A 20,604-nucleotide genomic window follows, 5' to 3' on the forward strand; every position below is an offset into this window, starting at 1 on the left:
ACAGCAGCAATGAATAGTATCCCAGTGGTGGAACTGCATAGCTCCACAGAATTAAAAACTAAAACCACACAGACCACATGCCCATATTGCGGCGTGGGTTGTGGTGTGGCTGCACATGTGACGTCGACATTATCCGGAACTAAAGTGACTGTCGAAGGTGATGTCAAACATCCTTCCAATTTCGGCAAGTTATGTATCAAAGGCAGTAATCTGGCCGATACTTTAGGCTTGGAAACCCGTTTATTGCATCCAATGTTAGGCCGTAAAGACCAGCGTGAAGTTACTGATTGGGATACTGCAACTTCAACGATTGCCCATAAATTCCAGCAATACATCGATCAATATGGCCGTGACAGCATTGCCTTTTATGTCTCGGGTCAGCTGCTGACCGAAGATTATTATGTGGTGAATAAGTTCGTCAAAGGCTATCTCGGCACGGCAAATATTGATACCAATTCACGCCTGTGTATGTCTTCGGCTGTTGCTGCACATAAACGAGCTTTTGGTGAAGATCTGGTTCCAGCCAGTTATGAAGATTTCGAACATACTGACATGGTGGTGCTGGTGGGTTCCAATACTGCATGGTGTCATCCGGTGCTCTACCAGCGCATCATGAAAGCCAAGGAACAGCGTGACCTGTTCGTGGTCGTGATTGATCCGCGTTTTACCAGTACCTGTGAAGCAGCAGATCTGCATTTGTCTATTCTGCCAGGGCAAGACGTTGCACTATTTAATGGCCTATTACAGTACTTATATCAGCATGGTGATGTAGATCAGGAATTTGTTGCTGCACATACCCAAGGGCTGGAACAGGCCTTGGCCAGCAGTACTGCGGAAGCTTCGATTGAAGATGTGGCGGCACGCACCGGTATTTCAGCTGCTAAGCTGAGTCAATTCTTTGAAAAATTTGCCCAGACTGACAAAGTCATGACGTTGTTCTCCATGGGCGTAAATCAGTCATCCCGTGGCGTAGATAAAGCCAACAGTATTATTAACTGCCATTTGCTCACCGGAAAAATTGGTAAGCTCGGTGCAGCCCCATTCTCTATGACCGGCCAGCCAAATGCGATGGGCGGCCGTGAAGTCGGTGGTTTGGCCAATATGCTGGCAGCCCATATGGATTTAGAGAATCCGGAGCATCAACAGCTGGTGCAAAACTTCTGGCAAAGTCCATATATTGCCAAGCAAGCGGGTTTTAAGGCAGTTGATCTATTCCAGGCAGTCGAAAGCGGCAAGATCAAAGCCATCTGGATCATGGCCACAAATCCGGTCGTCAGCTTGCCCGATGCCGATCAAGTGAAGCGTGCTCTGGATAAATGTGAATTCGTAGTGGTCTCTGATATCTGTCAGGATACGGATACTACTCAATATGCTGATGTATTACTTCCAGCTTTAGGCTGGGGCGAAAAAGATGGAACCGTCACCAATTCGGAACGCCGTATTTCAAGGCAACATGCCTTTTTAGATGCGCCGGGTGAAGCCAAAGCTGACTGGTGGGCGATTGCACAGGTGGCGAAGCAAATGGGCTTCAGAGGGTTTGATTTTCACAATAGCCATGAAATTTTTAAAGAACATGCCGGACTCTCTACCTATCAGAATGTAGAAATTTCCCAACGTCTAGAAACTCCATATTTCCGTTATTTTAATCTGCAAGGCTTGAGTAATTTAACCGCAGAAGAATATGACAAACTGGAACCAGTGCAATGGCCGGTTTGGGATAAACAGCAACCTGCTCAATCTATAGGTCGATTATTTGCCCAAGGCCAGTTCAGTCATGCGGATGGTAAAGCGAGATTTATTACGACTACTGCGATTGATCCGGTCAATCAGGTTTCCAGTGAATATCCTTTAATTCTGAATACTGGTCGGATTCGTGACCAATGGCATACCATGAGCCGCACTGGATTATCTGCCAACCTCAGTACACATCGTGCCGAACCTTACTGTGAAATTCACCCGAATGATGCACTGAAATACGGGATTCAGGATGGTGAACTGGTCGAAGTTCGTTCTGAATGGGGACAATGTATTTTACGTGCTCAGGTTAGTAACAATATCCGTCGTGGTCAGGTCTTTGCACCAATCCACTGGAGTGATCAGGTGGCATCCGATGCACGTATCGGCAAGCTGGTGAATCCGGTGGTCGATGCCATTTCTGGCGAGCCCGAGTTTAAGCATACGCCAGTGTTGATCCAGCCATTCCATACCCAGTGGCAGGGCGTGCTGTATGTACGTGAAGGTTATGAAAGTTATGTGCAACCCTTAATTGATAAAACCATCTGGTGGACCAAGGTAAAGGCTATTCGTGCGACACGTTATGAAATTGCGGATCGTCAGAAATTCAATACCACAACCCAACAGTTAAAGAACTTATTGCCTTTTACTGAAGAGGACTTTGAATGGCTGAATCTGGAGGACCAGACCGCGCATATCAGTCATAGCATAGTGTTGCAGGACGGCAAGCTGATTGCCAGCCTGTATATCGCACCAAAAGAGCTGTTGCCAGATCGCGACTGGTTATCGGGGCTATTTCAGCGTGAACGACTCAGTGCCATGCACCGTAAAGCGTTGCTGGCCGGTCAGGCGATCTCAATGAGCAAGAGTGAAGGTGCGCTAGTGTGCAGCTGTTTTAAAGTCGGTAAAAATCGCATCATCCAAACCATAAAAGAAAAAAATATCACCAATGAAAAACAGGTGACCGCATGTCTAAAAGCCGGCGGTAACTGCGGTTCCTGCTTACCTGAAATTCGTGGTCTGATTAAAGCTTGCCAGACGGAGTCCGTATAATGAAAAGAATCCATAAGAGTATAAATTATCCACCCACCGATTTAGTCATCCTGGCTGGTGGCCAGGCGCGTCGGATGAATGGTATTAACAAGCTGCTGCAAAAGTTTGATGATGAAATTCAACTGATCAAGATTCACCAGCAGCTTAGATCGCGTGTTGGTCAGGTCTGGATCAACAGCCACCGTGATCACTCCATTTATGAGTGCCTTATTCCATCAATCCGTTATTTTCAGGATGATGAACCGGGCTTTCACGGACCTTTGATGGGCATGAAAAGTGCCTGGTCTCATGTGCAGTCTGACTACGTGCTGTTTGTACCATGCGATGTGACTTACATTCCCAAAAAGGTTATTTCTGGATTACATCGGGCCATGCAGCGAGATCCTCTTTGTGAAGTGGCTGTAGTGGAAATAAATGATATAGCGTTGTATCCATTCTGCTTACTTAAACGAAGCAGTTTGCCGACACTGGTTCAGCATCTCGAACAAAATCAGCGCAGTTTAAGACATTGTTTTGCGAAAATGCACATGCAAATGGCGCGATTTAAAAATCATGCACTGTTTTTTCACAGCATTAACTCCTTTGATGAATTGCAGCAGCATCAGCAACTGCACTTTCTCTAAGTGCTGAGTGAATGGTGCTTAAAAGCAGGGCAATACATCTGTTTAAAACTCTTATTTTTCTTAAATTCCAATAAATCGCACTCAAATATTAAAAAACCGCAATTTCTGCGCAAAGTTGGAACATTTATTGCAATTTAACCCTAGAGCAATAGCAATTTAATAGGGCATCGGTCAGCAAAACATTTGGCTAGAAACAAAGTTGATGATCGACCCTGATGGAATAAGTAATGAACCATATCAATCCTTTACAGCAGGCTGAACCAGTCCCGGTATTTCAGGATCAGTTTGGACGCAATAAGCGTAAGCTCCGTATCTCTGTGACGGATCGCTGTAATTTTAAATGTGTTTATTGCATGCCAGAACATCCAGAATGGATGAAAAAACACGATTTACTCAGCTTTGAAGAACTCTATCATTTTTGTGAATTCATGGTTCGCCGTGGTATTGAACAGATCCGGATTACCGGTGGCGAACCTTTAATGCGCCAAGGTGTGGTGCATTTTATTGCTGAATTACAACAACTGAAAAAAAGCGGCTTGAAACGTATTTCAATGACTACGAATGGTCATTATCTCAAACAATATGCAGCAGAATTAAAGCAGGCCGGGCTAGATGACCTGAATATCAGTCTGGACAGCCTGGATGCAGAGCAGTTTGAACAATTAACTGCAAAAAAACTGCAACCCGTATTAGAAGGCATTCAAGCAGCCCAGCAGGCTGGCTTTCAAATCAAAATTAATACAGTACTCATCAAAGGCATCAATGATGACCAGATTCTGTCTTTGGCACACTGGGCCAAACGCGAACAAGTTGAATTGCGTTTTATCGAGTTTATGCCACTCGATGGCGACCAGAACTGGTCACGTGATCATGTGGTTAGCGAGCAGGACATTCTGGATCAACTGGAACAAGTATTTGAAGTAAAGATCAGACAAGGTCAGGGGACTAATCCAGCACGAAGCTATTACATTGAAGGTATGTCGATCGGCATTATTTCAACGATTACTAATTCATTCTGTGGTAACTGTGACCGTTTACGACTCAATGCTCAGGGTGAATTTTTTAACTGCTTATTCTCAACTCAAGGTCTAAAACTCAAAAACAGTATTCAACAGTTAAGACAGCACCTAGCATCAGCTGAACAAACCCTGCAACAACAGCTGCAACCCTATATCTGGAATAAAGCTGCTGGCTTTCAGGCCATTCAGGCTCAGCAAAGACTGTTCAATCCATCCCATAAAACCCATTCAAATTTCCGAAAAATCAGCATGCATATGATAGGAGGCTAAGATGACTACAAAACTTCAATCATCGATTACCGTCAAAATCGAATCTTTCGGTGCGATCGAACGTCAGTTGCCTCAAGATTTAACTGTGCAATGTCAGATAGACAGTCTGGTTGCCGATGTACTCAATAAAGTCATTCAGTCCTTTCCAGAAGCTTTCAACTTGTTAGAGCGTTGTGCCTGTGCCATCGGTGAAGACATTATTTCTCGCCAGACCCGATTAAACCAGGACAGTACTCTAGTGTTGCTGTCACCGGTCGCAGGAGGTTGAGATGGAACTGAAACAATTTGCCCGTATTCAGGACACACCGCTGCAACAGGACGTATTTGACGGGATTCAATATTTTCCTGAATGTGGGGGAATCGGTATTTTTGTCGGAACAGTACGAAATCATCATGAAGGTAAAGCGGTTAAGGCACTGAAATATACCGCTTATGCACCTGTTGCTGAAAAGATGATTCGCCAGATCGAGCAGGAAATTCAGGCTGAATATGGCGTGTCCTATGTCCGAGTTGTACATCGCATCGGTTCACTGGATATTGGGGATATCGCCATTATTGCCATGGCCTATGCACCACATCGTCGGGAAGCTTTTCAAGCCTGCGAAGAAGCCGTGGAACGGGTTAAGCATGAAGTACCGATCTGGAAAGAAGAATTCTATATGGATGGCAGTAGCCAATATGTCGAAGGTTGCTGCATTCGTCGTGACCAGGGTTCAGATCATCACCCTCATAGAAAGCATGCGCATACTCATAACTGTACTGATGCACATACATCGGAAAAATTGCCTTTGAATCTGATCCAGCCAGATGTTCCTGTTTATCAATGGCCGCTATAAATTCAAGTTTGAGTAAAAAATGAAAAGATTCAAGAAGGATAAGCCATGAAAGATGTCGGAATGAAACCGGAGAGTTACCGCACTGCTTTTGCCACCGGGATTCTGCATGCGCCGCCACACTGCATTGAATTACTGCGTAATGGTAATACCGACAAAGGTGATGCGCTAAAAACCGCTCGGATCGCAGGGATTTTAGGCGCAAAACGTACTGATGAACTCATTCCTCTATGTCATCCACTGCCAATTTATCGGGCCGATGTGGAATATGAGCTTGAAGAAGCTCATGTAGTGATTACTGCGGTAGTGGAAACGATTGGTCCAACGGGTGTGGAAATGGAAGCACTGACAGCAGTCAGTCTGGCAGGTTTGACCCTTTACGATATGCTGAAACCACATTGTGAGCCGGAAGAATTATGTCTGGATCAGGTTAAACTGGGGCAAAAAAAGGGTGGAAAATCACATTTCACCCGTGTTCTGAAAGAACCTTTACCAGCCTCTGTCATTGTACTTTCTGATACCGTGGCATCTGGCAAGAAAGCCGACACAGCCGGGCAGAATGTGATGGAAATTCTGGAAGAAGCTAATTTTGGCTTTATCCACTATCAGGTGATTCCGGATAGTCCTGAACAGCTAAAAGCTTTAATTGAACAGCAAAAAAATGATTATCCATTAATTCTGACAGTGGGTGGTACGGGACTCGGCCCTAAAGATCTGACAGTGGAAACTATTCAACCCTTACTAACCCGTGAAATTCCGGGACTGATGGAAGCTGCACGCAGTTTTGGTCAACGTCGCACACCTTACGCAGCACTGAGCCGTGGTGTCGCAGGTTATATTGAAAACAGCCTGATCCTTACCTTACCGGGTAGCCGCCAAGGGGCTAAAGAATCCTTAGTGGCGATTTTACCTGCACTCGTACATCTGTTTGATGTACAGAAAAATATTCCCCATGCAGGAGGCTATGAATGAACTCTGCTGTAACGACAGAACATTCCGTCTGTGGCAGTGAACCCGGCCTAATTTCTGTCGATCAGGCTCTGCAGATGATTCTAGATCATACTGATCATTTAGCCATTGAAACACTGCCCTTAAGTCAGGCACTGAACCGTTTCGTAGCCGAAGATATTTATTCAAAAACTCAGCTGCCGATATTTTCGCAAAGTGCTGTAGACGGTTATGCCATCTGTATGGATATCGACATGCCAGCAGAAAGCAGTTTTGAACTGATCGGTGAAATTCGTGCTGGACAGGGAGCTGATCTGATACTTGAACCAGGTCAGGCAGTACGCATCTTTACTGGTGCGAAAATTCCGTTGCAGACCACGACGGTGGCACGACAGGAAATTGTACAGCTCAGGGACTCGACCATTATCTTGACTGAAGCCTTGCGACTGGATGCTGATATCCGTCAAGCGGGTGAAGAAATTTGCATGAGCCAATGCCTGGCTGTTCAGGGGCAGCAACTCAGTATTGGAACAATTGCAGCCTTAAGTATGGCAGGGATTCGGGAAGTTTCAGTTTATCGCTATCCTAAAATTGCAGTGGTGATTACTGGGGATGAAGTGGCTGACACTGTGGAAGACCTGAATTCCGGCAAAATTTTCGATGCCAATGCTCCTTTAATTCAAGCTTGGTTCCAGTCCAGAAACCAGCAGGTTGAGATCATGCATGTTGCCGATACCGAACAGGCGGTCAGCGCGCTATTTAAAAGGCTGAGAACCCAGTACGATCTGATTCTGACCACCGGTGGTGTATCGGTAGGAGATTATGACTTTGTCCGCCCGGTAGCACTGAAAATTGGTTTTGAACAGTTATTCTGGAAAGTCGAACAGAAACCTGGCAAGCCAATGTTCTTCGCCAAATCTGAGCGACCCGATCAAAATCCATGTTATTTACTCGGTCTGCCGGGTAATCCGGCTGCAGTCTATATAGGCATGCAGGTGTATGTATCAACCTTAATCAGTACGTTACAAGGTCAAAAGCAATTACCGCAATGGTTTAGTGCAGTAATGAGTCATGACTTGAAAGCTGATAGCCGGGAACGTTTTTTGCGTATGGCAGTAAGTTTTGAATCGGGAATGCTAAAGCTTTCCAGCTTGCCGAAGCAACAGTCGCATATGCTGAGTAACCTGATGCAGGCCAATTGTATTGTCCGTATTCCGGCAGCGCAAAGCATCCAGGCCGGTCAAATCCTGCAAGGTCTGTTTATTTAAGGAATATGTCACCAATGAAAAAGGGATTGATCTTATTCAGTGCAGTTTTCCTGTCCTGTTCAGTCCAGGCTGGCAGTACCGTCCGAGTCTATGCGGCCGCCAGTCTGAGCAATGCGGTGACGGAGATTGCCAGACGTTATGAAAAACAGTATCCCTCAATCAAAGTAGTGCTGGTCTTTGCAGCGTCTTCATCGCTCGCCCGACAAATTGAAACTGGCGCACCGGCTGATATTTTTTTCTCTGCCGATCAGGACTGGATGAATTATCTGGTAAAAAAACAAAAAATAGCTAGATCTCAAGTAAAGCCCTTATTAAGCAATGAACTGGTATTAATCAGTCCTTTACAGCGTCAGCAAAGCTTTCAGGCCAGTTCTCAATTTAATTTTGCCCAGTCCTTTCAGGGGTATGTATGTACCGGACAAATGGAATCTGTGCCTGTTGGCAAATATGCCAAACAGAGTATAACCAATCTGAAATGGTTAAAGGGTCTGCAAGGCCGCATTGTCGAAACAGATAGTGTTCGTTCGGCGTTGGCTTTTGTGGAACGTGGTGAATGTCAGGCCGGGATTGTGTATAAGACCGATGCGTTACAGAGTAAAAAAGTGAAAATTGCTGGAGTCTTTCCAGCTCATACGCATAGCCCGATTGTCTATCCAATTGCCTTGACTCAGCAGGGCAGTAAAAATGCCGATGCAGTCAAATTCATGCGTTTTATGAGTCAGCATACCGAGGCGAAAAAGATTTATCAGCACTATGGTTTTAAACTCTAGGATGGTTCTAGTATGCTGACACCAGAGGAACTCAGTGCATTGTATCTGTCAGCAAAAGTTGCAGGTTTTGCCACAGCGATCAGTTTGCCGTTTGCCATTTTATTGGCGTGGATTCTGGCACGTTATGAGTTTCGTCTGAAATATGTGGTGGAAACACTGTTGCACCTGCCCATGGTTTTACCACCTGTGGTATTGGGCTATTTATTATTGATCGTCTTTGGTGGCAATGGCTGGATTGGACAATGGTTGCAGCAGTGGGGCATTCAGCTGGCTTTTAACTGGAAAGGTGCAGTGCTGGCCGCCATGATTGTAGCTTTCCCCTTAATGGTGCAACCGATCCGGTTGTCCTTTCAGATGATTAATCCGCAACTGGAACAGGTAGCAAATTCTTTGGGTGTTCAGCCCTATAAAGTTTTTTGCAGTATCAGCTTACCGCTGGCGTTGCCCGGTATTCTGATTGGCAGTATTCTCTGTTTTAGCCGCAGTCTGGGCGAGTTTGGTGCCACTATCACCTTTGTTGGCAACATTCCTGACGAAACCCGCACCATTCCGATTGCGATCTATTCCCTATTACAGCAACCTGATGGCGAACAGATGGCTTTACGACTGGTGCTTTTATCTCTAGGTCTGGCTTTTGCAGCATTATTGGCGAATTACTGGATTATGCAAAAATATCAGCAGAAAATTCAGGAGCGCTAATGCTGCAATGTGAGTTTCATTATCAAAAGGATGCCTTTAGTTTAGATGCAGCAGTCCAGATGCAGAATTCTGTCTTGGGAATTGTTGGACCTTCGGGAGCAGGCAAAACTACTTTTCTTAAATTACTCCTTGGGCTCTATCAACCACAATCTGGCCATATTCATTTAAATAAACAGATCCTGACTGATACAAATCAGAAAATTCATATTCCCATCCATCAGCGTAAAATCACTTTGATATTTCAGCAGGCGATGCTGTATCCACATATGAATGTTGAACAGAACCTGCTTTACGCCAAAAAATGGGGCAAATTGGAACAGGAAAAATTCCAATTAAAGGAGATTGCTGAATTATTGGAAATTGATCATCTATTGCAGCGTCGGATTCAGCAATTATCGGGTGGGGAAGCACAGCGTATTTCGATCGGGCGGGCGCTGTTGTCCAGTCCTGAATTACTGCTCTTGGATGAGCCGTTGACTGGCCTGGATGCCAAACTGAAACAGCAGATCCTGCCATTTTTTACTCGCGTCCGCGATGAAATACAGGTGCCGATGATTTATGTGACCCATCATCATGAAGAGCTGGAACAGCTGGATGCAGAAATTATTGAATTACAGGATCATCAGCTAAGTAATTCGCCGAAATACCTTTTTTAAGAATACTTATAAATAAAAAATAAAATAAATTTCAAGTAATTTGGCTTGGCGTATAATCTTCAGTCATTACCGGATACTACATGGATGAATATGACGGATATTGCACAGACCGAAGTAACGCGGTCTGCCTCAAAAATGGTTTTACCCATTGTCTTTGCTGTTGCCCTTGCACATTTCTTAAATGACCTGATTCAAGCCTGTTTACCAGCCATCTATCCCTTATTGAAAACTAATTATGACCTGAGTTTTGGTCAGATCGGCTTAATCTCTCTCGTGTATCAATTGACGGCGTCTTTATTACAACCTTGGGTGGGCTTCTATACTGACAAATATCCAAAGCCTTATCTTTTACCGATCGGTATGGGCTTTACCCTGTTTGGGATTCTGCTGTTAGCTTTATCGCAGAGCTTTGTAATGCTGCTGGTTTCCGCTGCAATTATCGGGATCGGTTCTTCGACTTTTCATCCGGAAGCATCGCGTGTAGCGCGTATGGCTTCTGGTGGCAAGCTCGGTACTGCACAATCAGCCTTTCAGGTCGGTGGCAATAGTGGCTCTGCAGTAGGACCGTTACTGGCTGCACTGATTATTATTCCAAATGGACAAGCGTCTTCGGCATGGCTGATGCTGTTTGCTGCTTTTGGCATATTTGTATTATTTAAGGTTAGCCGCTGGACCATCACGAATAGCCAGACACAACTGAAAAAGATGGGTGCTACAGCAGCGTCCAAACTGCATGGAATCACTTTAATCCGTGCGCTTGGTGTCATTGGTATCCTGATGATCGCCAAATTTACTTATACCGTGAGCATCAGTAATTATTTTACTTTTTACCTGATTGATAAATTTGGTATCTCAATCCGAGATGCGCAGCTCTATCTATTTGCCTTTTTGGGCGCCGTCGCTTTGGGCACTTTCTTTGGTGGACCCATTGGAGACCGGATCGGCCGTAATGCAGTGATCTGGTTTTCCTTTTTAGGTATGGCACCATTTGCCTTACTCATGCCGTATGCCAATTTATTCTGGACTTGTATCTTTTCAATTTTCGCTGGCCTGATTTTATCGTCAGCATTTTCAGCGATGGTGGTGTATGCTCAGGAAGCAGTACCAGGCCGTGTGGGTACGATTGCCGGTTTGATGTTTGGCGTAATGTTTGGCATCAGTGGGATCGCAGCAGCAGGATTAGGTTATGTGGCAGATCATACCAGCATTGCTTGGGTATTCCAGTTATGTTCATACCTGCCATTATTGGGCATACTGAGTTTCTTCCTGCCTAAAACTCAAAAATAAAAACAGAATCAAGACCTACGTTCGAAACAGAATATTGCCTATCTTAAAACCTCAAAGATGAATCATTTTTGAGGTTTTTTTTTATATTTCATCTAAACTTTATAAAGAGAAGATTAGGTAAAAATATGTGATTGATATTACATTGCTTTATTTAATAAATATTATGTTATATTATAATGAATAAAAGATATCCAATTTAAGAATTGGAATAATAATTGCTTGGTCTAAAACAAAGAAAAATCAATTCAGTAATTACAAATTTGGAGGGGAAGCGATGAAAGTAAGAATAATATCTACTCTCGCATTATTAGGTGGCATTTGCATGTTTACGACCGTCACTATGGCAGGTGAGGGTGGTTTGCATTTTGCAGAAAAAAATATTGCTAAGGCAGCAGAATACCTTGAGAAAAAGAAAGTAACGGTAGCAGATAGCGAAGTCTTACATGCCAAAACAGTCGAAGCTAAAATTCAAAAATAAATATTTAAGCTTTCCAGAATAAAGCTCACTTCATCATGAGATGGGTGAGCTGTTCTGCAAGTTATCGAGTTATATAGATCCACTAACTGAAATATAATTTGCATAGATTCATAAACAGCATTTCTGTAGAGATAAATTTTTACTCCTACAAAAGAGGCTTAAATTGCTGCTACTCCAGTTTCGCTGGTTCTGATTCGCACGACCTGCACTAAAGGCGTGACAAAAATTTTGCCATCACCAATTTTATCAGTACATGCCGCTTTAATAATACCTTCAATCACCTGATCCACCTTTTCATCCGGGACGGCAACTTCTACTTTTACTTTCGGAAGGAATTCAGCACTATACTCAGCACCATGATACATTTCAGAGTGACCTTTCTGGCGCCCGGCATCTTTTACCTCAGTGACTGTCAAACCATGAACACCCTGATGAGAAAGTTCAGCACGTACATCATCGAGTCTGAATGGTTTAATAATTGCTGTTATTAATTTCATCTCGATCTCCCTGGCTTATCTTAATTCTTTAAAAATAGAAGCCATTGAAGAGAGATACAATTTAAATATGTATTTACTGTTTCAAATTCACTTCATAGACACGAAATCCGCATGAATGATTTTTCAGATTGCTTTTGTATGAATAAAAGGGAGGATTAAGTTAGAAATGAGTACTGTTACTTTTTTTAATCTTATTTCTTTGCTTTAATTCTGCTTATCCTGATTTAACCTTAACCAATCCTCATTTTTAATATAAAAATAATTAATTCAGAAGCTTAGTTTAAAAATTTATTTTCTAAGTGATTAGCAATGGAATAGTGACCAAACATTTATTAAATACAGCTTCACAATTCAAAAGAATTCCGCTAAAACTACAATAAAATGTTAATAAAATGTAATTTTTTGTATGAAAAATTTATTTTCAGCATTCATTGCTGTTGGGGCTCTAACGGGTTGTATCAATACCACTCATATGGGACACGGAGCTGACCGTAAACAACTCATGTTGTTATCTCAAGATCAGGTCGTTGAACAGGCGAAGCGTAAATTTACCCAAAAAACGGGACTTATCGAAAAAGAATATTTAAGTGAAGCTGAGATACGTTGCGCTAAAATTATGAACAGGATAATTCCTTATACGGACCATTACATTTCAGCAGATCGGACAATTAAATGGGGCGTTCATCTTTATCATTCAGACAAATCCAATGCAGGTGCCTTGGCTAATGGTATGATTTTTATGAGCTATAAGATGGTAAATCGTGCGATGCTGGATGATGAAGCGCTGGCTTACATTCTGGCACATGAAATGGCACATGTTATTCGTGAGCACCAGCGTGAAACACAGAGCTGGAAATATATTGTAAGTCCACTTTTAGTGGGAACTGCCTGGGCAACAGCAGGAACTTCAGCACTGATTACGGGCATATTACATGATGGGTATGGTAGTACCTATCAGCGCCGCATGGAGAAAGAAGCAGATTTGTTGGGACTCGAACTCATGGCAAGAGCAGGATATAACCCTAAACAGGGAATTGCAGTATTCGCTCAGTTCTATCCGACTTTTCTGAAAGAATACCCGATACAAAGCAAATTACCTGCATTTATGCAACGGCATCCATCTTTAAAGCAGCGTTTAAAATATGCCGAAGAAAATCTGGATAGCCCGATGGCGCTTTATGATAAAAGCACTACGGAACAGTTGAGCTCTAAAAATCTGATTGAAATCAAACAAGATCCGAATACGAGGTTACTGATTAATGGTCAACTGGTACGTAATATTGATATTGAGTCGATCACCAAGGATGCAGAAGGTAAGCTCCATTATGTACTCAAATCGAATGTGCAAACCAGCGTCACCAGTCAAAGTCCAGTGAGTCAACCCAAAGACGCCTTGAGCACAGTGAAAAGGGTGCTATAACTTGATAAACATGGATTTACCAGACTTCAACAGCATATGATTTATAGTGTTTTAAACTGAAATCAATTGTTTGATGATGCGTTGAAATGAATGAGAGTAAATACCAAGAAATTAACCGCTAAATTGCTCACGGCTCATTGGACACGTGAGCAGGACATTATACTGATTGAAAATAATAATTTACCTATTGAACAACTCAGTGAAATGCTGAAATGCAGTCAAGAAGATATTATGGCACGCCGAAAAGTCTTAGGGCTGGTGACGCGCAACAAGCAGTTAAGACGGCTTTTATAATGATTGAATTAACCCTGCATGATGCCACTGACGCCCGTGACAATCATATCAATCGCAATTGTCCCAATCAGCAGCGCAGCAACACGACCGACAATATCGACATATAAATCGATATAGTTGGAGTATTTATGCTGTAAATGATCATGTAAATATTTCATTAGAATTAACAGGCTACATGTCAGAAAAAGGGTAGAGAAAATCACCAGAACGGTTTGCCATAAACTGAGCTGAATGCCGGTAATCACGGATGCCGAAATGGTTCCCGGACCAATCATAAAGGGCATGGCAATGGTGCCCGCCAGATGACTGGGTGCACCACGCATGACCCCAATCGTATCGGCACCTTCAAACACATAACGATAGCCAATCACCAGAAAGATAATACCGCCAAAAATCTGGAAGGATTCAAAGCGGACGTGCAGCACTTCCTGAAAGAAAGCTTCGCCAGTCTTGGCAAAAATGATAAAAACAATAAAGCTGATCAGGCTGCCCTGAATCAATGCCATGTTGAATACTTTGGCCTCGGAATTACGGATAATTCCGAGCATGTAAATACTCATCAAAAAAGGATTGAGCAGGGAGAAGAACAGGGCAAAGGCATTTAAAGTTTCTGACATTATTCAATCCTTTTTAATGGGTCTTATCCTAAGATTCGCGATCCGGAAATAGTGGGCGTTTACCCGGGCTAATCCGGTTGATATGCAGATACATCATATGACGTTCATATTTATCTAGAATGTCATTGATCACCTGTTCTTTGCTATAACCCACCAGATCATTGCCCTGAGAGCCTTCAAACAGGTAACTTTCCAGGCGGTAGTAATAACGCTTGGTGCGTTTCCCGCGGGCACTGAAGTTTGGCGTGTCATAACGTACTGGCCAAATGGCATAGACAAAGTTTTCTTCTTCATCCAGCTGAATGACTAAATCCAGATGATAAAGTTCAGGTTCATGATCAACCGGTTTTTCCTGTACATCAACGTGTATCCCTTTGCTGATCAGCTCGCTGGCCACAGCCTGAATTGCCGGTTTACACACGTCATCCAGCATGTTTCGGGTTTGGTTCAAGCTGGGATGCAGCATGACCCGACTCAGGCGTTTCTTCCAGTTAAAAATATCGACATTACCGACCACAGGCGCTGCATTCAGACTGGTACTGGCTTGACGGAAATCTTCAAGTCGCAAAGATTTATATAAACCTGCCATCACAAAGAAGATCACGAAACTAAAGGGCAGGCCCATAATAATCGTAGTGTTCTGTAATGCGGTCACGCCGTTGGCCATCAGCATCGCCAAGGTCAGCAAGCCAATCGCAATCGCCCAGAAAATACTGAGCCAGCGTGGAGAGTCATGCTCGATATTGCTAAATTTAGTGGTGAAATTGCCTAATACCAATGCTCCAGAATCTGCCGAGGTCACATAGAATAATAAACCGGTAATCGTGGCCACACCTGCGGTAAACATAAAACCGGGATATTGCGCTAACAGATCATAAAAACCGTGGGCCGGGTTATCGAGAACGGTCGCTGCTAACTGAGTATTACCATCAAAAATAACGCTATATAAGGCGCTGTTACCAAAAATAGATAACCAGGTCAGGGTAAATAACAATGGAATAACCAAAGTCCCAGTGACAAATTCACGAATGGTACGACCACGTGAAATTCGTGCCAGAAAAAGTCCCACAAAAGGTGACCAGGCGATCCACCAGGCCCAGAAGAACAAGGTCCAGCTATTCATCCATTCTTTCGGCTGCTCAAAAGGAAAACTGGTCAAAGACAGTTGAGGAAACTGGCTAATGTAGTCGCCAAAGTTCTGGATCAAGGCACCCAGTAAAAACTCGGTATTGCCGACAAATAGAATGAACAGCAGTAATCCGATCGATACGTAAATATTGATCTCTGAAAGAATGCGAATACCTTTGTTGACCCCCGCAGCGACAGAAAAAATAGTAATAATCACGGCCACCAGAATTAAAGCGGTCTGGACCCAGAGATTTTCCGGTAAACCAAACAGCACATGCAGACCATAATTTAATTGTACGACGCCAATACCGCAGGTGGTGGCAATACCAAAAATCGTCCCGAGTACCGCAGCAGTATCTACTGTATGTCCAATTGGACCATTAATTTTTTTACCGAAGATGGGATAGAGTGCCGAACGGATGGTCAGTGGCAGGTTATAACGATAACTGAAATAGCCCAGTGCGACCCCAATCAGTGCGTACATACTCCAGCCGGTTAAACCATAGTGAAACAGCGTCCAGACCATGGACTGACGTGCAGCCTCAAAGGTTTCGCCTTCACCCACCGGTGGATGCATATAATGGGAAAGCGGTTCTGCCACCGAGAAAAACATCAGGTCAATCCCGATTCCGGCAGAAAATAGCATCGCCGACCAACTCAGTAGACTAAATTCTGGCTTGGAATGTTTAGGACCCAATTTAATCTCGCCATAACGTGAGCAGGCGATAAAAAGGATAAAGACCAGATACAGTGTTGCCGCCAACAGGTAGTACCAGCTAAAGGTCGCACTGACCCAGTTTAAAATATTGGTAATAACCTGATTGGCCTGTTCATTAAATAAAATGGTGATGATAGAAAACAGCAGAATAAGCGTTGCCGAAAAATAAAAGACCACTTTATTCAGACTATCTTGCACCTCTTCGTTTTTCTTTTGCATAAATCCATGACCATCGTTTTGTTGCCGGATGATCTACAGTGCAGTGTGATTTGAAAGCAAGAGCCTGCGGTAAAGCTGCCTTGTTTTTGTGAATTACAAACTTTTGCAAATCCAAAACAAACTGCGCTGTACATCAAGGGTGAGCCGGCACTATAATTTTTATTAATTGAACGTTCAATTAAAAAAGCGTTTATGAATTGTTACATCACTCCGCTATTGATCTAGCAGAATGGTTTTCTATTGTTATATTCGTTATTCAGGTTAGTCCTATGCCAAAAGTTGGTATGCAGCCGATCCGTCGCCAGCAATTAATCGATGCCACCTTAGCTGCCGTGAATGAATTGGGTTTTGCCGAAAGCTCAATCAGCCAGATTGCCCAGCGCGCCAGAGTATCAACCGGCATCATAAGTCATTATTTTGGTGGTAAAAATGGGCTCATTGAAGCAACGATGCGTTATTTATTGCAGCAGTTAGGTAAGTCTGTTGCAGAAATGCAGTCCCAAGTGGATAGCACACCTGAACAACGTTTACTGGCCATTGTGCGGGGCAACTTTGCTGCCCCACAAACAGATAAAGCGGCCATGAAAGTCTGGCTGGCATTCTGGGCTAGCAGTTTGCATCAACCTGATTTACACCGTTTACAGCAGATCAACCATTACCGCCTGCATTCCAATATCAAGTACGAATTCATGAAAGCGCTGCCTAAGGCACAAGCTGAAAAAGCCGCTCAAGGTCTGGCTGCGCTGATTGATGGCTTCTGGTTAAGGGGTGCACTGATCAATGAAGAACTTGACCCTGAAATGCCGATAGAACTTTGTAGTGACTATATCCGACAGCAACTCAAGAATGACTCAACTGCGAGGGAATCCCATTGACACACTTTAATCTGCAACGTCCTTATATCCACGGACAATTTGTCGATGCTACATCCAACAGCACATTTGAAACAATTAATCCAGCGACCGGCGAAGTTCTAGCAGAAGTCCAGATTTGCAGCAAAGACGACATCGACCGTGCGGTAAAATCTGCTCAGCAAGGCCAGAAAGTCTGGGCAGAAATGACGGCGATTCAACGTTCCCGTATCTTAAACAAGGCTGTCGCTATTCTTCGTGAACGCAATGACGAGCTGGCACGTTTAGAAACTCTCGACAGTGGTAAGGCTTTTAGTGAAACCTCAACTGTCGATATTGCAACGGGCGCTGATGTGCTTGAATATTATGCGGGTATTTTGCCAGCACTCGAAGGCCAGCAAATTCCACTACGAGAAACATCATTTATTTATACCCGTCGTGAACCTCTGGGTGTGGTGGCCGGAATTGGTGCATGGAATTACCCGATTCAAATTGCCTTATGGAAATCGGCTCCTGCACTGGCAGCGGGCAATGCCATGATCTTTAAGGCGAGTGAAGTAACACCTTTAACTGCGTTAAAACTGGCAGAAATTTATACCGAAGCCGGTGTTCCGCATGGTGTATTTAATGTGGTAACAGGTGGCAGTGAAATTGGTGCTTATCTGACCTCGCATCCTGATATAGCCAAAGTTTCATTTACAGGTGGTGTTGCCACCGGCAAGAAGGTCATGGCGCAGGCTGCGAATTCTAGCCTGAAAGAAGTGACTATGGAACTTGGTGGTAAATCGCCCCTGATAATTTGTGAAGATGCTGATCTGGATCTGGCGGCGGATATTGCCATGATGGCTAATTACTATAGTTCCGGTCAGGTTTGCACCAATGGAACCCGGGTATTTATCCCTTTGGCCTTGAAAGCAGAATTTGAAAACAAGATTTTGCAGCGTATTCCTTATATCCGTATGGGGGATCCACTTGATCCTGAGACCAATTTCGGTCCAGTTTCCAGCTTCTCTCATATGGAAAAAGTGCTGGATTATATCGAACAGGGTAAAAAAGAAGGTGCTCGTTTACTTTGTGGTGGTGGCCGTGCCGAAGATGAGCAATTTGCTCAAGGCGCTTATGTGCTACCCACGGTATTTACCGATTGCCGTGACGACATGACGATTGTCCGTGAAGAAATTTTTGGACCGGTCATGAGTATCCTCAGTTATGACTCGGAAGAAGAAGTGATTCAACGTGCCAATGCCACAGAATATGGTCTGGCCGCTGGTGTAGTCACGCCTAATTTGTCTCGCGCCCATCGGATCATTCATCAGATCGAAGCCGGTATTTGCTGGATCAATACTTGGGGTGAATCGCCAGCAGAAATGCCGGTCGGTGGCTATAAACATTCGGGTGTTGGTCGCGAAAACGGTATTGTCACACTACAGCAATATACCCAGACCAAATCAGTTCAGGTGGAATTGAATCCTTTCCAATCCGTGTTTAACGCATAAGGGGAGGATGAATGAATTACGACTATATTATTATTGGTGCAGGTTCTGCGGGTAATGTACTGGCAGCGCGTTTAACGGAAGATCCAGAGATCAAAGTCTTGTTGCTGGAAGCGGGTGGTCCGGATCATCGGCTGGATTTTAGAACCCAGATGCCAGCCGCTTTAGCTTATCCCTTGCAGGGACGCCGTTATAACTGGGCCTACCTGACCGACCCCGAACCATATATGAATAACCGTCGGATGGAATGCGGGCGCGGGAAAGGCCTAGGCGGTTCTTCGTTAATTAACGGCATGTGCTACATTCGCGGTAATGCCATGGATCTGGAACAGTGGGCCAGCCTGAAGGGGCTTGAGCACTGGAGCTATGCCCAATGTCTGCCATATTATAAAAAAGCGGAAAGCCGTGATATTGGTGGCAATGATTATCATGGCGATTCTGGACCGGTTTCGGTGGCAACGCCTAAACAGGGCAATAATGAACTGTTTCATGCCATGATCGAAGCGGGTGTACAGGCCGGTTATCCACGTACCGATGATCTGAACGGTTACCAACAGGAAGGCTTCGGTCCTATGGATCGAACTGTGACACCGCAAGGCCGTCGTTCCAGTACAGCACGTGGTTATCTCGATATGGCCAAAGGTCGCGACAACCTGACGATTATTACCCACGCCATGACCAATAGAATTCTGTTTAACCAGAAACAGGCGATAGGTGTAGAGTATTTCGAGGGGCAAAATACCTTGCAGCCGATTCAGGTGTTTGCCGATCGTGAAGTGCTACTTTGTGCTGGTGCAATTGCATCACCGCAAATCCTGCAACGTTCTGGTGTGGGTTCGGCTGAACTGTTAAAAAGTCTGGATATTCCGGTGGTTCAGGATTTGCCAGGCGTGGGTGAAAACCTGCAAGACCATCTGGAAATGTACCTGCAATATAAGTGCAAAAAACCGGTTAGCTTATATCCGGCCTTGAAATGGTATAACCAGCCGATGATTGGGGCAGAATGGTTATTTTTGGGTAAGGGCATTGGTGCTAGTAACCAGTTTGAAGCAGGTGGTTTTATCCGCTCTTCAGATGAATTTGAATGGCCGAATATTCAGTATCACTTTTTACCGATTGCGATTAACTACAATGGCACCAATGCCATTCACGAGCATGGTTTTCAAGCTCATGTTGGCTCAATGCGCTCACCGTCGCGTGGCCGTATTCAGCTTAAATCCAAAGATCCATTCGAGCATCCGAGTATCCTGTTTAATTACATGAGTACGGAACAGGACTGGCGCGAGTTCCGTGATGCGATCCGGATCACCCGGGAAATTATGCAGCAGCCGGCACTTGATCCTTATCGCGGTGAAGAAATCAGTCCAGGTAAAGAGGTACAGACCGATGCCGAGATTGATGAATTTGTGCGTCAGCATGCAGAAACGGCTTATCATCCCTCTTGCAGCTGTAAAATGGGTGAAGATGACATGGCGGTAGTCGATGGTTATGGACGCGTGCATGAAATGCAGAGTCTGCGTGTGATTGATGCCTCGATTATGCCTTTGATCATTACCGGCAACCTCAATGCAACTACGATTATGATCGCTGAAAAACTGGCAGACCATATTCGTGGCAAGCCTGCTCTTGCGCCTTCATCTGCACCTTTTTACAAGGCGCCTCGCGCTTAAATCATGGTTTTATTCCTGTCGTCTAGTAAAGCAGGAGTAAAACGAATTTCAATTTTTTC

At 44.2% G+C, this 20,604-nt stretch carries 19 protein-coding genes and 1 pseudogene; 17 read left to right on the top strand and 3 right to left on the bottom strand.

Annotated elements, in window-relative coordinates:
- The first annotated feature begins 9 nt into the window (after positions 1-9).
- The 12 genes from ACS72_RS16150 to ACS72_RS16205 all read left to right on the top strand — a co-directional run bounded on the left by ACS72_RS16150 (position 10) and on the right by ACS72_RS16205 (position 11,638).
- On the top strand, positions 10-2,787 hold the full coding sequence (locus ACS72_RS16150) for a nitrate reductase (protein WP_048882715.1): 2,778 nt from the start codon (positions 10-12) through the stop codon (positions 2,785-2,787).
- Positions 2,787-3,410 (top strand): NTP transferase domain-containing protein, encoded by a 624-nt coding sequence (locus ACS72_RS16155; protein ID WP_048882716.1) that lies wholly within the window; start codon positions 2,787-2,789, stop codon positions 3,408-3,410. Before ACS72_RS16150 ends, ACS72_RS16155 begins: the two co-directional genes overlap by 1 nt.
- A 227-nt stretch (positions 3,411-3,637) precedes the next feature.
- Positions 3,638-4,699 carry a GTP 3',8-cyclase MoaA gene (moaA, locus tag ACS72_RS16160; RefSeq protein ID WP_048882717.1) on the top strand — a complete coding sequence of 354 codons (1,062 nt, stop codon included), beginning with the start codon at positions 3,638-3,640 and terminating at the stop codon, positions 4,697-4,699.
- A gap of 1 nt (position 4,700) precedes the next feature.
- Positions 4,701-4,967, top strand: coding sequence for a MoaD/ThiS family protein (locus ACS72_RS16165; RefSeq protein WP_004809395.1), 267 nt, complete (start codon positions 4,701-4,703; stop codon positions 4,965-4,967).
- A 1-nt stretch (position 4,968) separates the two neighbouring features.
- On the top strand, positions 4,969-5,535 hold the full coding sequence (locus ACS72_RS16170) for a molybdenum cofactor biosynthesis protein MoaE (protein ID WP_048882718.1): 567 nt from the start codon (positions 4,969-4,971) through the stop codon (positions 5,533-5,535).
- Between the two features lie 45 nt (positions 5,536-5,580).
- Positions 5,581-6,504, top strand: coding sequence for a bifunctional molybdenum cofactor biosynthesis protein MoaC/MoaB (gene moaCB / locus ACS72_RS16175; RefSeq protein WP_048882719.1), 924 nt, complete (start codon positions 5,581-5,583; stop codon positions 6,502-6,504).
- The gene (locus ACS72_RS16180; RefSeq protein ID WP_008303508.1) at positions 6,501-7,748 is read left to right on the top strand and encodes a molybdopterin molybdotransferase MoeA; all 1,248 of its coding nucleotides are present in this window, start codon (positions 6,501-6,503) and stop codon (positions 7,746-7,748) included. Before moaCB ends, ACS72_RS16180 begins: the two co-directional genes overlap by 4 nt.
- A gap of 14 nt (positions 7,749-7,762) precedes the next feature.
- Positions 7,763-8,518 carry a molybdate ABC transporter substrate-binding protein gene (modA, locus tag ACS72_RS16185; RefSeq protein WP_008303511.1) on the top strand — a complete coding sequence of 252 codons (756 nt, stop codon included), beginning with the start codon at positions 7,763-7,765 and terminating at the stop codon, positions 8,516-8,518.
- A gap of 12 nt (positions 8,519-8,530) precedes the next feature.
- Positions 8,531-9,217 (top strand): molybdate ABC transporter permease subunit, encoded by a 687-nt coding sequence (gene modB / locus ACS72_RS16190; protein WP_048882720.1) that lies wholly within the window; start codon positions 8,531-8,533, stop codon positions 9,215-9,217.
- Positions 9,217-9,873 carry an ATP-binding cassette domain-containing protein gene (locus ACS72_RS16195; RefSeq protein WP_048882721.1) on the top strand — a complete coding sequence of 219 codons (657 nt, stop codon included), beginning with the start codon at positions 9,217-9,219 and terminating at the stop codon, positions 9,871-9,873. The genes modB and ACS72_RS16195 overlap by 1 nt, the downstream gene beginning before the upstream one ends.
- A gap of 84 nt (positions 9,874-9,957) precedes the next feature.
- Positions 9,958-11,160 (top strand): MFS transporter, encoded by a 1,203-nt coding sequence (locus ACS72_RS16200; protein WP_004809388.1) that lies wholly within the window; start codon positions 9,958-9,960, stop codon positions 11,158-11,160.
- A 322-nt stretch (positions 11,161-11,482) separates the two neighbouring features.
- The gene (locus ACS72_RS16205) at positions 11,483-11,638 is read left to right on the top strand and encodes a hypothetical protein (RefSeq protein WP_249888300.1); all 156 of its coding nucleotides are present in this window, start codon (positions 11,483-11,485) and stop codon (positions 11,636-11,638) included.
- Positions 11,639-11,796: 158 nt separating this feature from the next.
- Here the strand turns inward: ACS72_RS16205 and ACS72_RS16210 are convergent, their stop codons facing one another.
- Positions 11,797-12,135, bottom strand: coding sequence for a P-II family nitrogen regulator (locus tag ACS72_RS16210; protein WP_048882723.1), 339 nt, complete (start codon positions 12,133-12,135; stop codon positions 11,797-11,799).
- A 406-nt stretch (positions 12,136-12,541) separates the two neighbouring features.
- Between ACS72_RS16210 and ACS72_RS16215 the strand changes: the two genes are divergently transcribed.
- Positions 12,542-13,555: a M48 family metallopeptidase gene (locus ACS72_RS16215; RefSeq protein WP_048882724.1), complete on the top strand. Its 1,014-nt coding sequence runs from the start codon at positions 12,542-12,544 to the stop codon at positions 13,553-13,555.
- A 90-nt stretch (positions 13,556-13,645) separates the two neighbouring features.
- A complete protein-coding gene (locus tag ACS72_RS16220; RefSeq protein ID WP_004809384.1) occupies positions 13,646-13,849 on the top strand; it encodes a hypothetical protein in 204 nt (67 codons plus the stop codon).
- Between the two features lie 8 nt (positions 13,850-13,857).
- Here the strand turns inward: ACS72_RS16220 and ACS72_RS16225 are convergent, their stop codons facing one another.
- Together ACS72_RS16225 and ACS72_RS16230 are read right to left on the bottom strand one after the other, a co-directional pair.
- Complete coding sequence (locus ACS72_RS16225; RefSeq protein WP_004809382.1) at positions 13,858-14,466, bottom strand: MarC family protein; 609 nt, start codon at positions 14,464-14,466, stop codon at positions 13,858-13,860.
- Between the two features lie 28 nt (positions 14,467-14,494).
- Positions 14,495-16,545 (bottom strand): annotated as a pseudogene (locus tag ACS72_RS16230) (choline transporter).
- 255 nt (positions 16,546-16,800) lie between these two features.
- On the opposite strand from ACS72_RS16230, the gene betI reads away from it, so the two are divergent.
- From betI to betA, 3 genes are read left to right on the top strand one after another with little or no spacing between them, the layout of a single operon-like run.
- Positions 16,801-17,406, top strand: coding sequence for a transcriptional regulator BetI (gene betI, locus ACS72_RS16235; protein ID WP_048882725.1), 606 nt, complete (start codon positions 16,801-16,803; stop codon positions 17,404-17,406).
- The gene (gene betB, locus ACS72_RS16240) at positions 17,403-18,878 is read left to right on the top strand and encodes a betaine-aldehyde dehydrogenase (protein WP_048882726.1); all 1,476 of its coding nucleotides are present in this window, start codon (positions 17,403-17,405) and stop codon (positions 18,876-18,878) included. The genes betI and betB overlap by 4 nt, the downstream gene beginning before the upstream one ends.
- 11 nt (positions 18,879-18,889) lie before the next feature.
- Complete coding sequence (betA, locus tag ACS72_RS16245; protein WP_048882727.1) at positions 18,890-20,545, top strand: choline dehydrogenase; 1,656 nt, start codon at positions 18,890-18,892, stop codon at positions 20,543-20,545.
- The last annotated feature ends 59 nt before the right edge of the window (positions 20,546-20,604 follow it).

Source organism: Acinetobacter sp. VT 511, assembly GCF_001077515.1.
GTDB lineage: Bacteria > Pseudomonadota > Gammaproteobacteria > Pseudomonadales > Moraxellaceae > Acinetobacter > Acinetobacter schindleri.

Bases quoted from the DNA above. Each gene is read 5' to 3' on its own strand.
- moaCB (WP_048882719.1), top strand. From the start codon at position 5,581: ATGAAAGATGTCGGAATGAAACCGGAGAGTTACCGCACTGCTTTTGCC.
- ACS72_RS16220 (WP_004809384.1), top strand. From the start codon at position 13,646: ATGAGAGTAAATACCAAGAAATTAACCGCTAAATTGCTCACGGCTCAT.
- ACS72_RS16195 (WP_048882721.1), top strand. From the start codon at position 9,217: ATGCTGCAATGTGAGTTTCATTATCAAAAGGATGCCTTTAGTTTAGAT.
- modA (WP_008303511.1), top strand. From the start codon at position 7,763: ATGAAAAAGGGATTGATCTTATTCAGTGCAGTTTTCCTGTCCTGTTCA.
- modB (WP_048882720.1), top strand. From the start codon at position 8,531: ATGCTGACACCAGAGGAACTCAGTGCATTGTATCTGTCAGCAAAAGTT.
- ACS72_RS16150 (WP_048882715.1), top strand. From the start codon at position 10: ATGAATAGTATCCCAGTGGTGGAACTGCATAGCTCCACAGAATTAAAA.
- ACS72_RS16155 (WP_048882716.1), top strand. From the start codon at position 2,787: ATGAAAAGAATCCATAAGAGTATAAATTATCCACCCACCGATTTAGTC.
- ACS72_RS16215 (WP_048882724.1), top strand. From the start codon at position 12,542: ATGAAAAATTTATTTTCAGCATTCATTGCTGTTGGGGCTCTAACGGGT.
- betA (WP_048882727.1), top strand. From the start codon at position 18,890: ATGAATTACGACTATATTATTATTGGTGCAGGTTCTGCGGGTAATGTA.
- ACS72_RS16200 (WP_004809388.1), top strand. From the start codon at position 9,958: ATGAATATGACGGATATTGCACAGACCGAAGTAACGCGGTCTGCCTCA.
- ACS72_RS16225 (WP_004809382.1), bottom strand. From the start codon at position 14,466: ATGTCAGAAACTTTAAATGCCTTTGCCCTGTTCTTCTCCCTGCTCAAT.
- ACS72_RS16165 (WP_004809395.1), top strand. From the start codon at position 4,701: ATGACTACAAAACTTCAATCATCGATTACCGTCAAAATCGAATCTTTC.
- moaA (WP_048882717.1), top strand. From the start codon at position 3,638: ATGAACCATATCAATCCTTTACAGCAGGCTGAACCAGTCCCGGTATTT.
- ACS72_RS16180 (WP_008303508.1), top strand. From the start codon at position 6,501: ATGAACTCTGCTGTAACGACAGAACATTCCGTCTGTGGCAGTGAACCC.
- ACS72_RS16205 (WP_249888300.1), top strand. From the start codon at position 11,483: ATGTTTACGACCGTCACTATGGCAGGTGAGGGTGGTTTGCATTTTGCA.
- betI (WP_048882725.1), top strand. From the start codon at position 16,801: ATGCCAAAAGTTGGTATGCAGCCGATCCGTCGCCAGCAATTAATCGAT.
- ACS72_RS16170 (WP_048882718.1), top strand. From the start codon at position 4,969: ATGGAACTGAAACAATTTGCCCGTATTCAGGACACACCGCTGCAACAG.
- ACS72_RS16210 (WP_048882723.1), bottom strand. From the start codon at position 12,135: ATGAAATTAATAACAGCAATTATTAAACCATTCAGACTCGATGATGTA.